Source organism: Kitasatospora sp. NPDC032150 (assembly GCF_055579945.1).
Map to the genome: position 1 here is coordinate 309991 of NZ_JBVIMH010000004.1, position 16614 is coordinate 326604.

Consider the following 16614-nt stretch of genomic DNA (forward strand, 5'->3'; position numbering starts at 1 on the left):
TGCGTCAGGCGTACGTCAGCAGGACCGAGGTGTCGATCGTCCAGGGGCCGACGGTGACGGCGTCGCCGAACGCGAACTCCTTGCGGGAGGCGTAGCCGGGCTGGTCGTGCACGATGCCGGTGCCCTTGCGCGGATCGACCAGCAGGTAGAGCGGGATGCCCATGGCCGCGTAGTCGCGGGCCTTGTTCTCGTAGTCGTTCTCCGGGTTGGACTTGGAGACGATCTCGACCACGAGCAACACCTCGTGCGGCTGGACCGCCGGCTCCTCGCCCTCAAGCACCTGCTCCGGGAAGACCATGAGGTCGGGGCATCGCAGTCGACCCAGACCCGTGTCCTCCAGATCGGCTCCCGGATGCGCGATGTAGCCGGGATGAGTCTTCGGCAGCTGCTGGTTGAGCTGACGAGCGATTCGTACGACGGCCAGTTCGTGCCGCTTCACCGGCGACATCATCATGACGATCTCGCCGTCGGCGATCTCCACCTTGCTTATCCCGGGGATCTCCGGCAGCTGGTCGGCGATCTCCCGCAGTCGGGCGTACGTTGCCGGATCGATGCTCATGGTCGGAGTGTATCGACGGCGCCCGACCGCCGGGCGGTGATCGCCTGGCGGGTCGCGTAGAGGGTGACGGCGGCGGCCAGGGCCATCGCGGTGAGGCCGACGACGGTGGTGCCCGTCCAGCCGGTGGCGTGGTACTCGTCGGCGCCGACGGTGCCGCCGAGGCTGTTGCCGAGGTAGTAGGCGATCAGGTAGAGCGCGGAGGCCTGGGCGCGGCCGTGGGTGGCGGTGCGGCCGACCGACGACGAGGCGGTGGCGTGGCCGGCGAAGAAGCCGGCGGTGATCAGGACCAGGCCGAGCAGCGCGCAGACCAGCGAGTCGCCGAGCGAGAGCAGCAGCCCGGCGGTGGTGGTGCCGATCGAGGCGTACAGCGCGCCGCGCCGGCCGACGCGGCCGACGAGCCTGCCGGCGTAGGCCGAGGTGGCGGTGCCGACCAGGTACACCGCGAAGATCGAGGCGGCCAGCGACTCGGGCAGGTGGAACGGCGCGGCGATGAGCCGGTAGCCGACGGTGTTGTAGACCGCGCCGAACACGGCCATGAAGAGCAGCCCGAGCAGGTACAGCCGCAGCAGCAGTGGATTGCGCAGGTGGGCCGAGACCGTACGGGTCAGGGCGCGGGCGTCCACCGGGGCCCGGCGGAAGTTCCGGGCGGCCGGGATGAGCAGGCGGAACGCCAGGGTGGCCAGCACGGCCATGGCGGCCGAGGCGGCGAGGCCCCAGCGCCAGCCCCAGGCGGCGGCCACCCAGCCGGAGACCAGGCGGCCGCCCATGCCGCCGATGCTGTTGCCCGCCACGTACAGGCCCATCGCGGAGGCCAGCGCGCTCGGGTGGACCTCCTCGGCGAGGTAGGCCATCGCGGTCGCGGGCAGCCCGGCGAGGGCGGCGCCCTGGAGCACCCGCAGCACCACCATGGTGGCGAGGTCCGGCGCGAGGGGCAGGGCCAGGGCGATCACCGAGGCGGCCACGGTGGAGGCGGTCATCACCGCGGTGCGGCCGAACCGGTCGGACAGCGCGCTTGCCGGGAGAAGTGCCAGCGCCAGTCCCAGGGTTGCCGCCGAGGAGGTCCAACTCGCCTGCCCCGGCGTGAGATCGAGGTCGGCGGAGAGGATCGGCAACAGGCCCTGGGTGGAGTACAGCAGGACGAAGGTGGCGACCCCGGCGGCGAACAGCGCGAGGTTGGCGCGGCGGAAGCCGTGCTCACCCGGGCGGTGCCGCGAGTCCTCGGGCCCGGCGTCGGTGGGGGCGGTGGAAGCTGGTTGGGCGGGGGCGCCCGGTCGTGCCGGTGCGGATGCCCCCTCACTGGCAGGCGACATGGTTAGAACGTAGGACCGTGCCGCTTGATGCGTCCAATGCATGACTGGCGGAGAATCGATGCTGTGACGCATGAGAGCAGCTCGCCGCCCCTGCACCCGGCCGAACTCGGCCGGGAGTCCGCCGTCGCCAACTTCGCGCCGCAGCTGGCCCAGTTCGCGGCGGTCGCCCGGCTGGAACACGTCACGCAGGCGGCGCAGTTGCTGGGGATGCCGCAGCCGACGCTCTCCCGGGCGGTGGCCCGGTTGGAGGGCGAGCTGGGGGTGGACCTGCTGGCCCGGCAGGGCCGTACCGTCCGGCTCACCCGGGCGGGCCGGCTGTTGCTGGGCTCGGTCGAGCGGGCGCTGGCCGAGCTGGAGCGCGGCGTCGAGCTGGCCCGCGCGGAGACCGACCCGGTGTCCGGGCGGGTGGCGTTCGGCTTCCTGCACACCATGGGGACGGACGCGGTGCCGGCGCTGCTGCGGGACTTCCGGGCCGGGCACCCGCAGGTGCGGTTCCAGCTGGTGCAGGACTACGTCGCGGCGATGCTTGAGCGGCTGCGCGCCGGCGAGTTGGACCTCTGCCTGGTCTCACCGTTGCCGGACGCGACCGATCTGGCAGCCCGTCCGCTGGACGAGCAGCGGCTCCATCTGACCGTCCCCTCCGACCACCGGCTCGCCGGGCGGCGCCGGATCCGGCTGGCCGAGGTGGCGCAGGAGCCGTTCGTGGTGGTGGAGGAGGGGTACGGGCTGCGCGTGATGACGGAGGCGTTCTGTGCGGAGGCCGGGTTCTCGCCCCGGATCGCCTTCGAGGGGGAGGAGGCGGAGACGCTGCGGGGGCTGGTCGCGGCCGGGCTCGGGGTGGCGCTGCTGCCGCCCGGTCTCGTCCCGCGCCCCGGCGTGGTCGAACTGGAGGTGACGGCGCCCCGCACCCGCCGGGCGATCGGCCTCGCCTGGGTGGCGGGCCGGCCGCTGACCCCGCCGGCGGCGGCGTTCCGCGACTTCGTCCTCTCCCGCCGGGGGCGGCTGCTCGACCACGACTGAGGGCGCCCGCGGAGCCGGCGGGCTGCGCGGGGACCTGCCACGGTGGACCGGATCCGCCCCCTGCCGGACGGGGCGGGCCGTCGTCCGGAGCCGGTGCCCCTGATGAGCGGCTCTCCGCTGATGGGCGGCTCTCCGCGCGGCCCGGGGCGCCGCCCCCCGGGTGGTCCCGCTGCGCTGTCCGGGTGGACGAGCGGTGATCGACATGGTGAATCTACGCGCGTAGGGGCTACACTCCCGCAATGGAGAAGCAGATCCCTGTCGCTGCGGGCACCACAGGCCCCCGCATTCCCAGCTCCGACCAGATCGCCCGTGCCCCGAAGGTGCTCCTGCACGACCACCTCGACGGCGGGCTGCGCCCCCAGACCATCGTCGAACTGGCCGCCGCCTGCGGCTACGAGGGGCTCCCCACCACCGACCCGGCCAAGCTCGGCGAGTGGTTCCGCGAGGCCGCCGACTCCGGCTCGCTGGTCCGCTACCTGGAGACCTTCGCGCACACCTGCGCCGTGATGCAGACCCGCGAGGCCCTGATCCGGGTCGCCGCCGACTGCGCCGAGGACCTGGCCGCCGACGGCGTGGTGTACGCCGAGGTCCGGTACGCCCCCGAGCAGCACCTGGAGGCCGGCCTCACCCTCGACCAGGTGGTCGAGGCCGTCAACGAGGGCTTCCGCCTCGGCGAGGCCAGGGCCAAGGCCAACGGCCACCGGATCCGGGTCGGCGCGCTGCTCACCGCGATGCGCCACGCCGCCCGCTCCCAGGAGATCGCCGAGCTGGCCAACCGCTACCGCGACCAGGGTGTGGTCGGGTTCGACATCGCCGGTGCCGAGGCCGGCTACCCTCCCACCCGCCACCAGGCCGCCTTCGACTACCTCAAGGGCGAGAACAACCACTTCACCATCCACGCCGGTGAGGCCTTCGGCCTGCCGTCGATCTGGGAGGCCCTGCAGTGCTGCGGCGCCGACCGGCTCGGTCACGGCGTGCGGATCATCGACGACATCACCGTCCACGAGGACGGCCGGGTCGAGCTGGGCCGCCTGGCCGCGTACGTGCGTGACAAGCGCGTCCCGCTGGAGATGTGCCCCACCTCCAACCTGCAGACGGCCGCCGCGACCTCGTACGCCGAGCACCCGATCGGCCTGCTCAGCCGGCTGAAGTTCCGGGTCACCGTGAACACCGACAACCGGCTGATGAGCGGCACCAGCATGAGCCGCGAGTTCGAGCACCTCGTCGAGGCGTTCGGCTACACCCTGGGCGACATGGAGTGGTTCACCGTCAACGCCATGAAGTCGGCCTTCCTGCCCTTCGACGAGCGGCTGGCGATGATCAACGACGTGATCAAGCCCGGCTACGCCGAGCTCAAGGCGGAGTGGCTGTTCAGCCCCGGCGCCTGACGGCCGCCGGGCGCCCGGGTGGCCCTCGGCGATCGCGTTCCGTGTTGACGCGGTCCCGGGACGCCCGAAACGGCGCCTGACGAGCGGTCGGATGAACGCGGGGCCGTTGCCCGGGTCCTGCGTTCATCCGACCGGTCACCCCTTTGAGTTAACGGTCGTTGTACCTCCCGGAACCTTGTCACTACGGTGTGCCAGTCACTGTTGACACGGTGTAGCGGTGTGCGTCCCCGGACGCGTCCGCGCGCCGCCCACCGACGAGGACCGAGGACCAACACATGAAGCAGGCCACTCTGAAGATCGCCGGAACCGCGGCGCTCGGCGTCGCGCTCGCGGCGGCTGCCGCCGGTTCCGCCTCCGCCGCCGCCGGCTCCGGTGGGTTCGGGAGTCCGGCCAACGTGCTGGACAAGTCCGGGGCGCTGACCGGCGTCGCCACCAGTGCGACCGGCAAGCTGCCGACCGCCCCGGTCACCAACGCGGTGGGCGACCTCAACCACGGTGTCGGTTCCTCCCTGGCCCCGGCCACGGCCGCGCAGGCCCCCGCGGCCGACGGGACCGCCGACGCGCCCGCCGAGGACGCTCCGGCCGGCGCCAAGAAGGAGACCCGCGGCCTGCCGGGTGCGGACGCCCTGAGCAAGGTGCCCGGCGCCGGTGCGCTCACCGGTGCGCTCGGCAACGCCCAGCTGCCCGGCATCGCCGGCTGATCCACCGGTTGCAGGCCGGCCTCGCGGCCGGCGCGCAATCGCCCGAACGCCCCGAAGGGCCGCCCGGACCGGCGGCCCTTCGGGGCGTTGTGGTGTGCGTCGAGGCGCGGCCGGCGCCGTCGGCTCACGGCTCCTGCGGGAGCAGCAGCCAGAGCGCCAGGTAGATCAGGAACTGCGGCCCGGGCAGCAGGCAGGAGGCCAGGAAGATGAGCCGGACGGTCCACGGGGAGAGTCCGAAGCGGTCGGCGATCCCGGCGCAGACGCCGGCGATGACGCGGTTGTGGCGAGGGCGGGCAAGGACGCTCATGGAGCTCTCCGAAGTCTTTCGGCCCGGTGCCGGTCTCTCCGGCGGGCATGTCTCCATCCTCGGTTCTCCCGCCGCTTTCGGACGTCAGCCGCGATGGTGATCCGGCTCCCTGAGCTCTCACCGGGTCGGCGTAGCGACGGCTCGGGGTCGGTTCAGGGATGGCCCCTGAGAACCGGCCGGTGGGCGGAGCCCAGCGGGGCGGCCACCGCGCTCACCTGGGGCACCGGCGTGGTCGCCGGGGACGCGGACGCGGCCGTCCGGGGTGCTGGTGCGGGCTCGCCAACGGGCTCGGCCGCAGGCGCGGCACAGGAGGACGGCGTGGGCGTCGCGGGCGTTCCGGGGGCCCGCCGGCGCAGCGCGCTCCGGCCGGCCGGGACGAAGGCCAGGTGGGTGGCGGCGACACCGAGCGTGCCCAGCAGGATGTCGTCCACGTTCGAGACGTGCCAGGGCGTCCAGCCCTTGAGGATCTCCAGGCCGGTGGCCAGCAGTGCCGAACCGCCCACGGTGTGCAGGAAGGACGGCAGCCAGCCGGTCCGCAGCCGTCCGCCGGCCAGCGGGAGCAGGACGCCGAGCGGTGCCAGCGGCAGCAGCCCGCCGGCCAGTTGCCGGGCACCGGCCAGGCCGCCGAGGGCCAGCGCCTGGCCGACCGAGGCGAACGGGGTCAGGTTGGCCGGAGGCGTCCAGCCGACCGTCACCGGACGCAGGGTGAACCACCCGACCACCGCCAGGTATCCGGCGAGCACGGTCAGGCCGATCCGCCGCGCCCGGGGCGACACTTCGGGCGCGTAACCGTCCCCGAAGGGCTGCGACTGCTCCGGTGATCCGTCCGGGAAAGGTGATCCGTCCGGGAAAGGTGATCCGTCCGGGAAAGGTGGTCCGTCCGGGGATGCGTCCTGCGGCGCCTCCTTCGGCTGCCGCGGAAGCCCGGACCGGGAGGAATCCGGCGCGAAGGACGGAGCGTACGCCCCTTGGGTGGGGCTGCTGCCGGCCCGTACGCCGGTCCCGCGCTCGTGGCGCGTGGTGGTGCCATCTCGCTGCACGCCGGGGAGGACGCCCCGTTTGTCGTTCACGGTTCCGCGCTCGGTCACGCGGGTTCGGGGTAACCCGTTCATGGGCAGTGGGACGCTCCTGGTGAGGGGACCGCGCTGAACACGCTGACGGGCCCCTTGGCCGTGGCGTCCGCGCCGGGGCTGCCGCTCGCCGTCGCACCCGGCGCGCCGGCCGAGGGCACTCCCGACGGCGCGGCCGACGGCGTGCCGGACGGAGCGGCCGACGGGCTCCCCGCTGCGGCGGACGGCCGGGGCGCGGTGCTCGGCGTCGGAGCCAGCACCGCGGTCGGAACCGTGTACGGGTTGGGGCAGGCCGTCCGGCTGGCCGGGGCGCCCGCGTCGACGGGCACGGCGGTCGGCCGGATGCCGCAGCCCGTCGCTGTCGCCAGGACGGCAGTCAGCAGTGCGGCCGCCGCAGCGGTCCTGGGTACGTTCACCGGGCACCTTCCTGATCGGCCGAGCCGGCCTGCTCCACGGTCGGCGCCACTGCCGGGCCCATGTCCGATTCCGATTCCGGTTCTGATTCCGGGTCCGTGGCCGCGGCGGGAGCCGGGTCCGCGGTGCCCGGGCCGTCCAGCGGTCCGCCCGGGGTGAGCGGCAGGGTCAGCGTGAACACCGCCCCGACCTCGCCGTTGGCGGCGGTGATGGTGCCGCCGTGGATCTGTGCGTTGGCCATCGCGATGGACAGCCCGAGCCCGCTGCCCTCGGAGCGGGCGCGACCCTTGTCGGCCTTGAAGAAGCGGTCGAAGACGTGCGGCAGGACGTCCTCCGGGATGCCCGGACCGCTGTCGGAGACCTCCACCACCACGGTCTGGCCGACCTGGCGGACCCTGACCCGTACCGGCGAGCCGCCGTGCTTGAGCGCGTTGCCGATCAGGTTGGCGAAGACCACGTCCAGGCGGCGCGGGTCGACCACGGCCAGGATCCCGCGCGGGGCGTCCACCTCGACCGCGTCGTACCAGGCCCGGCCGTCGATGCAGGACGTGATCAGGTCGGCTATGTCCATCTCGTCGGCGACCAACTTGGCGGTGCCCGCGTCGAACCTGGTCACCTCCATCAGGTTCTCCACCAGGTCGGAGAGCCTGCGGGTCTCGCTGACCACGATCCGCACGGCCGGCTCGATCATCGGGTCGAGCAGCTCGGCCTCGTCCTCCAGGATGTCCGTCACCGCGGTCATCGCGGTCAGCGGGGTGCGCAGCTCGTGCGACATGTCAGCGACGAACCGCCGGCTCTGCGCCTCCCGGGCGCTGAGCTCCTCCACCTGCTCGGAGAGCGACTCCGCCGCCCGGTTGAACGTCCGTGCCAGGTCGGCGAGTTCGTCGCCGCCCTCGACGTCGAGCCGGGTGTCCAGCTTGCCCTCGCCGAGCCGCCGGGCCGCCTCGCCGAGGCGCTTCACCGGCCGCAGCACGGTGGCCGAGGCGGCCTGCGCCAGCAGTGCGGAGCCGATCAGCGCGAGCAGGGTGGCGATCGCCAGCGACCAGCCCAGGGTGTTGAGGTCGGCCCGCTCGTTGTCCAGCGACTTGAACATGTACGCCGTCGGCCCGCTCGGCACCACCTTGGTGCCGCCGACCACGTACGGCTTCCCGTCCAGGTTCACCCGCTGCCAGTACAGGTGGTACGCGTACGGGTTGGCCGAGTTGGTCTCGCGCGGCCTGGCCACCGTGGCCCGCAGCGCCGGCGGCACCTGGGTGAGCGTGAAGCTCGACGGGGCGGAGGAGGCGGCGCAGTCGGGCTGGCCCTCGTCGACCACCACCACCTGGTAGTTGAGGCCGGAGGTGGCCACCAGGTTCGCCAGGTTGGTCAGTTGCGGGCAGGACGCGTTCAGCGGCAGGTCGGAGACATTGCGGGTGAGGGAGACCCGGAAGTCGTTCAGCGCGGTGTCCTGGGCGCGCTTGAGCACCGCGTCGCGGTTGAGCCAGTACGCGATCCCGGACGCCGAGACGGCGGTGCACAGCGCCACGACGGCGAACACCGCGATCAGCCGTACCCGCAGCGAACGCAGCTGCCGCCACCGCCAGGGGCGCGGACGGCGCGAGGTATGAGGGTCAACAGTCAACTGGGGTTCTCACCAATGTCGTTCAGAGCCGGGCCGCTGGTCGTCCAGGGCTGGGTGCTCGGTCGTTCGGAGCCGGGCCGGCGGCCCGCCGGAGAGTGCCGCGGACGGCCGTCAGGACTGGTTGGGCGGGTCGAGCCGGTAGCCCACCCCTCGGACCGTGCGGATCAGCGTCGGCGCCGAGGGTACATCCTCCACCTTCGCCCGGAGCCGCTGCACACAGGCGTCCACCAGCCGGGAGTCGCCCAGGTAGTCGTGCTCCCAGACCAGCCGCAGCAGCTGCTGCCGGGACAGCGCCTGGCCTGGCCGGCGGCTCAGCTCCAGCAGCAACCGCAGCTCGGTGGGCGTGAGTTGGAGGTCCTGACCGTTCTTGGTGACGGTCATCGCCGAGCGGTCGATCACCACGTTGCCGTACACCGAGGAGTCCGAGCTCTCCCGCTCGCCGCGGCGCAGCACCGCGCGGATCCGGGCGTCCAGCACCCGGGGCTGCACCGGCTTGACCACGTAGTCGTCCGCGCCGGACTCCAGGCCCACCACCACGTCGATGTCGTCCGAGCGCGCGGTCAGCAGGATGATCGGCAGCTGGTCGGTGCGGCGGATCCGGCGGCAGACCTCGAAGCCGTCGATGCCGGGCAGCATCACGTCGAGCACGATCAGGTCCGGCCGCTGCTCCTTGAAGAGCTTCAGACCGTCCTCGCCGGAGGCGGCGGTGACCATGCGGTGACCCTGGCGGGTGAGGGCGAGTTCGAGGCCGGTCCGGATGGCGTCGTCGTCCTCGATCAGAAGGAGGTATGGCACGGCCTCATTCTGGCCCACTCGGCGGATCGAATCACCTGCCGCGTCACGGCCGTGGGGGTCGGGAACCGGAACGTGACCCTGGGCGTCCACGCTGGTGCGGAGGAATTGTGGACCAAAGTCCCGGCCGCTGTGACAGCTCTGTGACAGTCGGCGGACAGCGCCATGACGACCGGCGGGCAGGATTCTTCCTGTCGCCGCGACGACGCCCCGGCCCGAGGGACGGGGGAGTGCGGCGGCGGACAGCGAACCGCTCGTACCGATCATGGGGGTGTCACGATGAACGCCACGCTCAAGACCCGCAGCACCGCGGCCGTCCGAAACGCGCGTTCGTCGGCAGTCGCCACCAGGACCCACTTCGAGGTACGGACGGACGAGGCTTCCGGTGCCGTGATCGTACGGGGGTGCGCACACAGCACCGGGAACCGCCGCATCAGCGGCGGGAGCAGGTCGGGGGACCTGTTCGGGATCGGCCACCGGGGGGCGGCGGCCGAGACCGGTTCGACCCTCACGCTGCGGGGAGTCCTCCCCGTCCGCGTGACGGGTCAGGGGAACGCAACGGGCAAGGGCGTCGCGGTCGGTCTCGGCTCGGGGGAGCCGGCCGGCCGCGCCGCCACCGCCCCCGGGGCGTCGGTGTTCCGGCTTCCGGTCGCGGAGAAGGCCGCACCGGTCGCGGCTGCCGCGCCGGCCACGGCGGCCGCCGAAGCGGAGCACATGAAGGAGTTCACCGCGTACGTCCGCGAGCGCCGCGCCTCGCTGTACGCCACGGCCTACCACCTCACCGGCGACCGCCACGAGGCCGAGGACCTGCTGCAGAGCGCGCTCTTCAGCACCTACCGCGCCTGGGGCCGGATCACCGACAAGGCGGCGGTCGGCGGCTACCTCCGCCGCACCATGACCAACCTGCACATCTCCGCCTGGCGGCGCCGCAAGGTCAACGAGTACCCGACCGAGGAGCTGCCGGAGACGGTCGGCGACACCGACGCCATGGGCGGCACCGAGCTGCGGGCCGTGCTGTGGCAGGCGCTGGCCAAGCTGCCGGAGAACCAGCGGACCATGCTGGTGCTCCGCTACTACGAGGGCCGCACCGACCCGGAGATCGCCGACATCCTCGGCATCAGCGTCGGCACGGTGAAGAGCAGCATCTGGCGCGCGCTGCGCCGGCTGCGGGACGACGAGCAGCTGAACCGCACGGGTGACACCGTGCTCGCGTTCGGGGAGCTCGTCGCCTGACAAGGACTCCCGTGGGGGACGGGTGGGGCAGATCGAGGGCGCGACCGCCGGCTCGGGGGAGCGGCGGCCGGAGGGGGAACCCGAAGATCTGACCCGGTGGAAGGGCCCGGTGCCGGGGAGAGGCACCGGGCCTTCTGCTGCCCGGGGCGGGCGGGGGACGCGAACCACCCGCGCCCCGGGCGGCCTACGGGCGCTGGTGAAGGCGGAGCTGGAGCCAGCAGGAGAGCCGGTCGTCGGGGTGGTCGAGACTGGCTCGGCTGCGCGGGCCGTTCGGTGTTGTCGGGATGCCCCGGCGGCGCAGCTCGTCCATCGGCTGGTCGGGCAGCGAGGAGTAGGCGAGCACCCGGCGGTCCAGGTCCTCCACGGAGACCGGGCCGCCGACTGGTCGCGGTGCCGGCCACCGGCGCCTACACGTACGCGCTCAGCAACAACTACAACGGTGCCCGGCGGCCGCCGGTGGTGTTCTGCGGGCACGGGCACTCCCGGGCGGTGGTGCGGCGGGAGGCCTACCGGGACCTGATGCGGCGGGACCTGGCCTGAGCCCGAGGGGCTCCTGGAGGCTCACCGGACTGGTGGTCACCGTCCGGCACCGAGCCGCACGGGATCAGACCCCGACGGCCGCCGGCGTCCGCGCGGCGACGGTCCGCACCCTGCGCTCGGCCTCGGGACCGCCGCAGGCGTACGCGCCGAGCCCGACCTGCCGGGACACGATGCCGTGCTCGGCCCGCATCAGCCGCCAGCCGCGCCGCAGCAGCACCGGGAGCGACTTGCGTCCCTCGCGGACATCCCGCCGCAGGCGCCGCCAGGCCGTGGTGAGCGGGTGGTTGCGCAGGCAGAGCGCGTCGCCGAGGAGTCCCTCGTCCCCGCACTGCTCGGCGATCTCGGCGGCGAAGATCCCCTCGGCGATGAACGCCGGGGCGCCGCCGAGGTCCAGGAGGTGCGTGCCGATCCGGCCGTTGTCGGGGATCGAGTACACCGGCACCTCGGCCCGGCCGTCCTCCGCCAGCCGCCTGATCGCCGTCATCGCCTGCTCGCGGTGCCAGGCGAGCGGGGAGTCCCAGTCCACCCCGCCGTCGGGCAGGAGGGGGAGGGAGGGGTCGTCGCCGTCCTTGTAGAAGTCGTCCAGCTGGAGGACCGGAAGTCCCGTCCTGGCGGCGAGTGAGGACTTGCCCGAACCGGAGGGACCGGAGAGCAGCACCACTCGGGCAGGGAGCATCGACGGCTGGTTCAGCGGGGAGTCACTCACGGGACACCAGTCTGACGCATCAGGCACCGATGCCGAAACCGGGCGTACGTCACCTCTTCGCTTTCGGCCCCCGTGCGCTCAGCCGCCGCCCAACGCCAGCCGTACCGAGGCGAGGTAGCGGGTGTGCACCTGGATGTTCACCGCGGCCCCGCCGCCGGGCGGCTGGTAGACGGTGGCGAGCCAGTCCTGGCCGTCCGGGGCCGCGGGCCCGGGGCCGAAGAACTCGCCGCCGGGCGGCAGTTCGAGGGCGCCGGTTGCCCGCCGACCGGCGGCTCGTGGCCCCGAAGGACGGCGGGTGGATGAGACCGACCGGCAGTGGGGAGCGCGACGCCGCGAGCCCTGCTGCCGGTCGGTCCAAGGCAACGGACCCGCACCAGGAGGGAGAGGTGCGGGTCCGTCCTCGGCGCGTCCGGGCCCCTGGGGAGAGGGGCACCGGGGACGGCCGGTTCGTGCGGAGGCGGTCAGATGCCCATCGGGTGCCAGACCGTCTTGGTCTCCAGGAAGGAGAGCAGCCGCTCGGTGCCGGGCGCATCGGTCCAGTCCAGGGCGGCCGGGTCGAGTGCCGGGCGGACCACTCGCTTGAGGGTCTCGGCGGCCGCGGCCTCCAACTCGGCGGCGGAGCCCGGTCCTTCGGCGGCGATCGCGCCCGACAGGTCGAGGCCGTTCACGTCCTGGTGCGAGGCGAGGGTGGGCGCGATGTCCGCCGTGCGGCCGGAGATCACGTTGACCACGCCGCCCGGCAGGTCGGAGGTGGCCAGCACCTCGCCCAGCGAGAGCGCCGGCAGCGGTGCGTCGGAGGCGGCGGCCACCACGACCGTGTTGCCGGTGGCGATCACCGGGGCGATCGCGGAGACCAGGCCGAGGAAGGAGAAGCCGTACCCGGACTGCGGCGCCACGATGCCGATCACGCCGGTCGGTTCGGGGGAGGACAGGTTGAAGAACGGACCGGCGACCGGGTTGGCACCGCCCGCGATCTGCGCCACCTTGTCCGTCCAGCCCGCGTACCAGACCCAGCGGTCGATCGCGGCGTCCACCAGCGCGGCGGCCTTCTTGGCGCCGATGCCCTCGGCGGCCGCCACCTCGGCGGTGAACTGCTCGCGGCGGCCCTGGAGCATCTCCGCGACGCGGTAGAGCACCTGGCCGCGGTTGTACGCGGTGGTGCCCGACCAGCCCTTGATCGCCGCGCGGGCGGCGAGGACGGCGTCCCGGGTGTCCTTGCGGGAGCCGAGCGGAGCGTTGGCGAGCCACTGGCCCTTGCTGTCGGTCACCTCGTACACCCGCCCGCTCTCGGAGCGCGGGAACTTCCCGCCGACGTACAGCTTGTAGGTCTTGAGGACGTCAAGACGGCTCGTGAGCTCAGACATCGAGGTAGGCCTCCAGACCGTGGCGGCCACCCTCGCGGCCGTAGCCCGACTCCTTGTAACCGCCGAACGGCGAGGTCGGGTCGAACTTGTTGAAGGAGTTCGCCCACACCACACCGGCCTTGAGCTGGTTCGCCATCCACAGGATGCGCGAGCCCTTCTCGGTCCAGATGCCGGCGGAGAGACCGAACTGGGTGTTGTTGGCCTTCTCGACGGCCTCGGCGGGCGTGCGGAAGGTCAGCACGGAGAGCACCGGACCGAAGATCTCCTCGCGGGCGATCCGGTGGGCCTGGCTGACCCCGGTGAACAGGGTCGGGCGGAACCAGTAACCGGCGCTGGGCAGTTCGCAGGACGGGGCCCAGCGCTCGGCGCCCTCGGCCTCGCCGGAGGCGGCCAGCTCGGTGATCCGGGCCAGCTGGCCGGCCGAGTTGATCGCACCGATGTCGGTGTTCTTGTCCAGCGGGTCGCCGACGCGCAGGGTGGCCATCCGGCGCTTCAGGGCGTCCAGCAGCTCGTCCTGGATCGACTCCTGGACCAGCAGGCGGCTGCCGGCGCAGCAGACGTGGCCCTGGTTGAAGAAGATGCCGTTGACGATGCCCTCGACCGCCTGGTCGATCGGCGCGTCGTCGAAGACGATGTTCGCGGCCTTGCCGCCGAGTTCGAGCGACAGCTTCTTGCGCGTCCCGGCCACCTGCCGGGCGATCGCCCGGCCGACCGGGGTCGAGCCGGTGAAGGCCACCTTGTTGACGTCCGGGTGCGCGGTCAGCGCGGCGCCGGTGCGGCCGTCACCGGTGACGATGTTGACGACGCCCTTGGGCAGGCCGGCCTGGCGGCAGATCTCGGCGAAGCGCAGCGCGGTCAGCGGGGTGGTCTCGGCGGGCTTGAGGACCACGGTGTTGCCGGTGGCGAGCGCGGGCGCGATCTTCCAGGCCAGCATCATCAGCGGGAAGTTCCACGGGATGACCTGGCCGGCCACGCCGACCGGACGCGGGTTCGGGCCGAAGCCGGCGTAGTCCAGCTTGTCCGCCCAGCCCGCGTAGTAGAAGAACCAGGCGGCGACCATCGGCAGGTCGAAGTCCCGGGTCTCCTTGATCGGCTTGCCGTTGTCGATCGACTCCAGCACGGCCAGCTCGCGCGAGCGCTCCTGGACGATCCGGGCGATCCGGAACAGGTACTTGGCGCGCTCACTGCCCGGCAGCGCCGACCAGTCGGTGAACGCCTTGCGGGCGGCGGCGACCGCGCGGTCGACGTCCTCCTCGGTGCCCTGCGCGAACTCGGCCAGCACCTGCTCGGTGGCCGGGTTGACGGTCTTCAGCGCCTCGCTGCCGCTGGAGTCCACGAACTCGCCGCCGATGAAGTGGCCGTACGAGCTCTGGATGTCGCCCGCCGCGGCGGGGGACTCGGGCGCGGGGGCGTACTCGAAGAGGCGGCCCTTGGGGGTCACGGTCTCTTCCGCCTTCTTGTTGGTCTTGGCCATGGTCTCAGTCCACCGTCACGTAGTCGGGACCGGAGTACCGGCCGGTGGTCAGCTTCTGACGCTGCATCAGCAGGTCGTTGAGCAGGCTGGAGGCGCCGAAGCGGAACCAGTGCGGGGTCAGCCAGTCGTCGCCGAGGGTCTCGTTGACCATCACCAGGTACTTCATGGCGTCCTTGGTGGTCTTGATGCCGCCGGCCGGCTTCACGCCGACCTGGATGCCGGTCAGCGCCCGGAAGTCGCGGACGGCCTCCAGCATCAGCAGGGTCACCGGGGGGGTCGCGTTGACCGCGACCTTGCCGGTGGAGGTCTTGATGAAGTCGGCACCGGCCAGCATGGCCAGCCAGGAGGCGCGGCGCACGTTGTCGTACGTTTGCAGCTCGCCGGTTTCGAAGATCACCTTGAGGTGGGCGTAGGTGCCGTCCGGGCGCTTGCACGCCTCCTTGACCGCGACGATCTCGTTGTAGACGTCGAGGTAGCGGCCGGAGAGGAAGGCGCCGCGGTCGATCACCATGTCGATCTCGTCGGCGCCGGCCGCGACCGCGTCGGCGGTGTCGGCCAGCTTGACCGGGAGCGCGGCGCGCCCGGCGGGGAACGCGGTGGCGACGGAGGCGACCTGGACGTCGGTCCCCTTCAGCGCCTCCTTCGCGGTGGCGACCATGTCCGGGTAGACACAGATCGCGGCGACGCGGGGGGTGGTCCGGTCGGTCGGGTCGGGGTTTCGGCCCTTGGTGCACAGTGCGCGCACCTTGCCGACCGTGTCCGCGCCTTCGAGCGTGGTCAGGTCGATCATCGAGATGGCCAGATCGATGGCGTACGCCTTGGCCGTGGTCTTGATCGAACGGGTACCGAGGGAGGCGGCGCGGGCTTCCAGGCCGACGGCGTCGACGCCGGGCAGGCCGTGCAGGAAGCGACGGAGCGAGGCCTCGGACGCCGCAACGTCCTGAAGGCCGCCGCCCGCAGCGCCGAGGGCGTTGGCTGCAACAGTGGACATGGTCACAAGGGCAGCATATCTACGCGCGTAGCAAGCCGCATAGGGGGTGTCCTCTATCGATGCGGGACCGAGACCTGAGCGGCCGGCCGCCGGGAGCGGCGCTCACCGGCCGGTGAATCCGCCGACCGGGGCACCGGCCGCCGGGGCGGGGGAGGGAGGCCACCGCCGCGGGGCCGCGAGTGTCGGCATTTCGTGATCTCGGGCCCATGGGGAAGCCGGTGCCCATCGGGCAGAATCGTCCCCATGACCGAATCAGACGGCACGCCCGACCCGGGCAACGCCGCCCCCGAGGAGCAGTACGCCGACCGCGTCTACCGCTCCGTTCCCGGTGTCGTCTCCGGCGTGCTGCTGCTCGCCGTCGCCGGGTGGCTGATCATCGACGCCATGGTGACCGGTACCGGCCGCACGCCGTGGGTCGCGCTGGCCGCCGCCCCGGTCTTCGGGTTCCCGGTGGTCGCGTACACCCTGCGGCCCGTCGTGTACGCGAACGACCGGCGGCTGCTGGTCCGCAACCCGCTGCGGACGGTGGAGGCGCCGTGGGCCTCGGTGGAGGCCCTGCGGGCGGGGTACTCGGTGGAGCTGCTCGCCGGCGGCAAGAAGTACCAGGTCTGGGCCGTGCCGGTGTCGCTCCGGCAGCGCAAGCGGGCCAACCGCGCGGCGAGCCGGGCCACCGCCGCTGCCGCCGAGGCGTTCAAGGGCGCCTCGTCCGCGTCGAGCCGCCAGGCGCCCGCCCGGCGCGGGCTGCGGCAGGGGGACTCGGACCCGACCCGCGCCTGGTCGGACCAGGTGGTCGACACCCTCCAGGAGATCGCCGAGCGCAATGCGGGCCGGCCCGACGCGGCCGGCGAGGTGGCGGTCCGCTGGTGCTGGTGGATCATCGCGCCCACGCTGGCCGGCCTGGTCGCCTTCGTCACGCTGATCGCGGCCACCTGAGCGCCGTTTCGGCACCCGGACACTCGAGACCGGACGCCTGAGACCGACCGGGCCGCGCCGGTGCTGGCGGCGCAGGGCGTACCACGGGCCCGGGGGGGGGGGGGGGGGGGGGGGGGGGGGGGGGGGGGGGGGGGGGGGGGGTTGGTGGGGTGGTAGGGATGCGGGGGGGGGGGGGGGTGTGTGGGGGGGTG

General features: G+C 72.9%; 19 protein-coding genes. 6 read left to right on the plus strand and 13 right to left on the minus strand.

From position 1 onward, the window contains the following. Positions 1-4: 4 nt before the first annotated feature. A complete protein-coding gene (locus ACZ5ON_RS07635) occupies positions 5-559 on the minus strand; it encodes a Uma2 family endonuclease (protein WP_465586860.1) in 555 nt (184 codons plus the stop codon). Beyond that, a complete protein-coding gene (locus ACZ5ON_RS07640) occupies positions 556-1869 on the minus strand; it encodes an MFS transporter (RefSeq protein WP_465586863.1) in 1314 nt (437 codons plus the stop codon). Before ACZ5ON_RS07640 ends, ACZ5ON_RS07635 begins: the two co-directional genes overlap by 4 nt. A 63-nt stretch (positions 1870-1932) precedes the next feature. Between ACZ5ON_RS07640 and ACZ5ON_RS07645 the strand changes: the two genes are divergently transcribed. The 3 genes from ACZ5ON_RS07645 (at position 1933) to ACZ5ON_RS07655 (ending at position 4978) form a co-directional block, all read left to right on the plus strand. After that, positions 1933-2889 carry a LysR family transcriptional regulator gene (locus tag ACZ5ON_RS07645; protein ID WP_465586866.1) on the plus strand — a complete coding sequence of 319 codons (957 nt, stop codon included), beginning with the start codon at positions 1933-1935 and terminating at the stop codon, positions 2887-2889. Positions 2890-3128: 239 nt separating this feature from the next. Then, positions 3129-4277 (plus strand): adenosine deaminase, encoded by a 1149-nt coding sequence (locus tag ACZ5ON_RS07650; RefSeq protein ID WP_465586869.1) that lies wholly within the window; start codon positions 3129-3131, stop codon positions 4275-4277. A gap of 275 nt (positions 4278-4552) precedes the next feature. Next, positions 4553-4978: a hypothetical protein gene (locus tag ACZ5ON_RS07655; RefSeq protein ID WP_465586872.1), complete on the plus strand. Its 426-nt coding sequence runs from the start codon at positions 4553-4555 to the stop codon at positions 4976-4978. 124 nt (positions 4979-5102) lie between these two features. On the opposite strand, the gene ACZ5ON_RS07660 is transcribed toward ACZ5ON_RS07655, so the two are convergent. From ACZ5ON_RS07660 to ACZ5ON_RS07680, 5 genes are all read right to left on the minus strand, one after another. Next, positions 5103-5285 carry a PspC domain-containing protein gene (locus ACZ5ON_RS07660; RefSeq protein WP_344638077.1) on the minus strand — a complete coding sequence of 61 codons (183 nt, stop codon included), beginning with the start codon at positions 5283-5285 and terminating at the stop codon, positions 5103-5105. Between the two features lie 152 nt (positions 5286-5437). Continuing rightward, a complete protein-coding gene (locus ACZ5ON_RS07665; RefSeq protein WP_465586879.1) occupies positions 5438-6061 on the minus strand; it encodes a VanZ family protein in 624 nt (207 codons plus the stop codon). 332 nt (positions 6062-6393) lie between these two features. Next, a complete protein-coding gene (locus tag ACZ5ON_RS07670) occupies positions 6394-6771 on the minus strand; it encodes a hypothetical protein (protein WP_465586885.1) in 378 nt (125 codons plus the stop codon). Continuing rightward, the gene (locus ACZ5ON_RS07675) at positions 6768-8390 is read right to left on the minus strand and encodes an ATP-binding protein (protein ID WP_465586889.1); all 1623 of its coding nucleotides are present in this window, start codon (positions 8388-8390) and stop codon (positions 6768-6770) included. Before ACZ5ON_RS07675 ends, ACZ5ON_RS07670 begins: the two co-directional genes overlap by 4 nt. A 111-nt stretch (positions 8391-8501) precedes the next feature. Next, on the minus strand, positions 8502-9185 hold the full coding sequence (locus tag ACZ5ON_RS07680) for a response regulator transcription factor (protein WP_344638073.1): 684 nt from the start codon (positions 9183-9185) through the stop codon (positions 8502-8504). Positions 9186-9461: 276 nt separating this feature from the next. Here ACZ5ON_RS07680 and ACZ5ON_RS07685 point away from each other — a divergent pair, with 276 nt between their 5' ends. After that, positions 9462-10415 carry a SigE family RNA polymerase sigma factor gene (locus tag ACZ5ON_RS07685; protein WP_465586892.1) on the plus strand — a complete coding sequence of 318 codons (954 nt, stop codon included), beginning with the start codon at positions 9462-9464 and terminating at the stop codon, positions 10413-10415. Positions 10416-10599: 184 nt separating this feature from the next. On the opposite strand, the gene ACZ5ON_RS07690 is transcribed toward ACZ5ON_RS07685, so the two are convergent. Further along, on the minus strand, positions 10600-10779 hold the full coding sequence (locus tag ACZ5ON_RS07690; protein ID WP_465586895.1) for a hypothetical protein: 180 nt from the start codon (positions 10777-10779) through the stop codon (positions 10600-10602). Positions 10780-10805: 26 nt separating this feature from the next. Between ACZ5ON_RS07690 and ACZ5ON_RS07695 the strand changes: the two genes are divergently transcribed. Next, positions 10806-10955 carry a hypothetical protein gene (locus tag ACZ5ON_RS07695; protein ID WP_465586898.1) on the plus strand — a complete coding sequence of 50 codons (150 nt, stop codon included), beginning with the start codon at positions 10806-10808 and terminating at the stop codon, positions 10953-10955. A gap of 64 nt (positions 10956-11019) precedes the next feature. Here the strand turns inward: ACZ5ON_RS07695 and ACZ5ON_RS07700 are convergent, their stop codons facing one another. The 5 genes from ACZ5ON_RS07700 to deoC form a co-directional block, all read right to left on the minus strand. Then, complete coding sequence (locus ACZ5ON_RS07700; protein ID WP_465586901.1) at positions 11020-11661, minus strand: ATP-binding protein; 642 nt, start codon at positions 11659-11661, stop codon at positions 11020-11022. Between the two features lie 78 nt (positions 11662-11739). Beyond that, positions 11740-12024, minus strand: coding sequence for a hypothetical protein (locus ACZ5ON_RS07705; RefSeq protein WP_465586904.1), 285 nt, complete (start codon positions 12022-12024; stop codon positions 11740-11742). Positions 12025-12122: 98 nt separating this feature from the next. Next, on the minus strand, positions 12123-13025 hold the full coding sequence (locus ACZ5ON_RS07710) for an aldehyde dehydrogenase family protein (RefSeq protein WP_465586907.1): 903 nt from the start codon (positions 13023-13025) through the stop codon (positions 12123-12125). Further along, positions 13018-14499, minus strand: coding sequence for an aldehyde dehydrogenase family protein (locus ACZ5ON_RS07715; RefSeq protein WP_427392848.1), 1482 nt, complete (start codon positions 14497-14499; stop codon positions 13018-13020). The genes ACZ5ON_RS07710 and ACZ5ON_RS07715 overlap by 8 nt, the downstream gene beginning before the upstream one ends. A 4-nt stretch (positions 14500-14503) precedes the next feature. Continuing rightward, a complete protein-coding gene (gene deoC, locus ACZ5ON_RS07720; RefSeq protein ID WP_465586911.1) occupies positions 14504-15490 on the minus strand; it encodes a deoxyribose-phosphate aldolase in 987 nt (328 codons plus the stop codon). Positions 15491-15733: 243 nt separating this feature from the next. On the opposite strand from deoC, the gene ACZ5ON_RS07725 reads away from it, so the two are divergent. Further along, a complete protein-coding gene (locus ACZ5ON_RS07725; RefSeq protein WP_465586915.1) occupies positions 15734-16423 on the plus strand; it encodes a PH domain-containing protein in 690 nt (229 codons plus the stop codon). Positions 16424-16614 lie beyond the last annotated feature (191 nt).

Excerpts from the sequence above, each read along its gene's own strand:
- ACZ5ON_RS07640 (WP_465586863.1), bottom strand. The coding sequence starts at position 1,869 with ATGTCGCCTGCCAGTGAGGGGGCATCCGCACCGGCACGACCGGGCGCC.
- ACZ5ON_RS07650 (WP_465586869.1), top strand. The coding sequence starts at position 3,129 with ATGGAGAAGCAGATCCCTGTCGCTGCGGGCACCACAGGCCCCCGCATT.
- ACZ5ON_RS07635 (WP_465586860.1), bottom strand. The coding sequence starts at position 559 with ATGAGCATCGATCCGGCAACGTACGCCCGACTGCGGGAGATCGCCGAC.
- ACZ5ON_RS07715 (WP_427392848.1), bottom strand. The coding sequence starts at position 14,499 with ATGGCCAAGACCAACAAGAAGGCGGAAGAGACCGTGACCCCCAAGGGC.
- ACZ5ON_RS07685 (WP_465586892.1), top strand. The coding sequence starts at position 9,462 with ATGAACGCCACGCTCAAGACCCGCAGCACCGCGGCCGTCCGAAACGCG.
- ACZ5ON_RS07725 (WP_465586915.1), top strand. The coding sequence starts at position 15,734 with ATGACCGAATCAGACGGCACGCCCGACCCGGGCAACGCCGCCCCCGAG.
- ACZ5ON_RS07655 (WP_465586872.1), top strand. The coding sequence starts at position 4,553 with ATGAAGCAGGCCACTCTGAAGATCGCCGGAACCGCGGCGCTCGGCGTC.
- ACZ5ON_RS07660 (WP_344638077.1), bottom strand. The coding sequence starts at position 5,285 with ATGAGCGTCCTTGCCCGCCCTCGCCACAACCGCGTCATCGCCGGCGTC.
- ACZ5ON_RS07710 (WP_465586907.1), bottom strand. The coding sequence starts at position 13,025 with ATGTCTGAGCTCACGAGCCGTCTTGACGTCCTCAAGACCTACAAGCTG.
- deoC (WP_465586911.1), bottom strand. The coding sequence starts at position 15,490 with ATGTCCACTGTTGCAGCCAACGCCCTCGGCGCTGCGGGCGGCGGCCTT.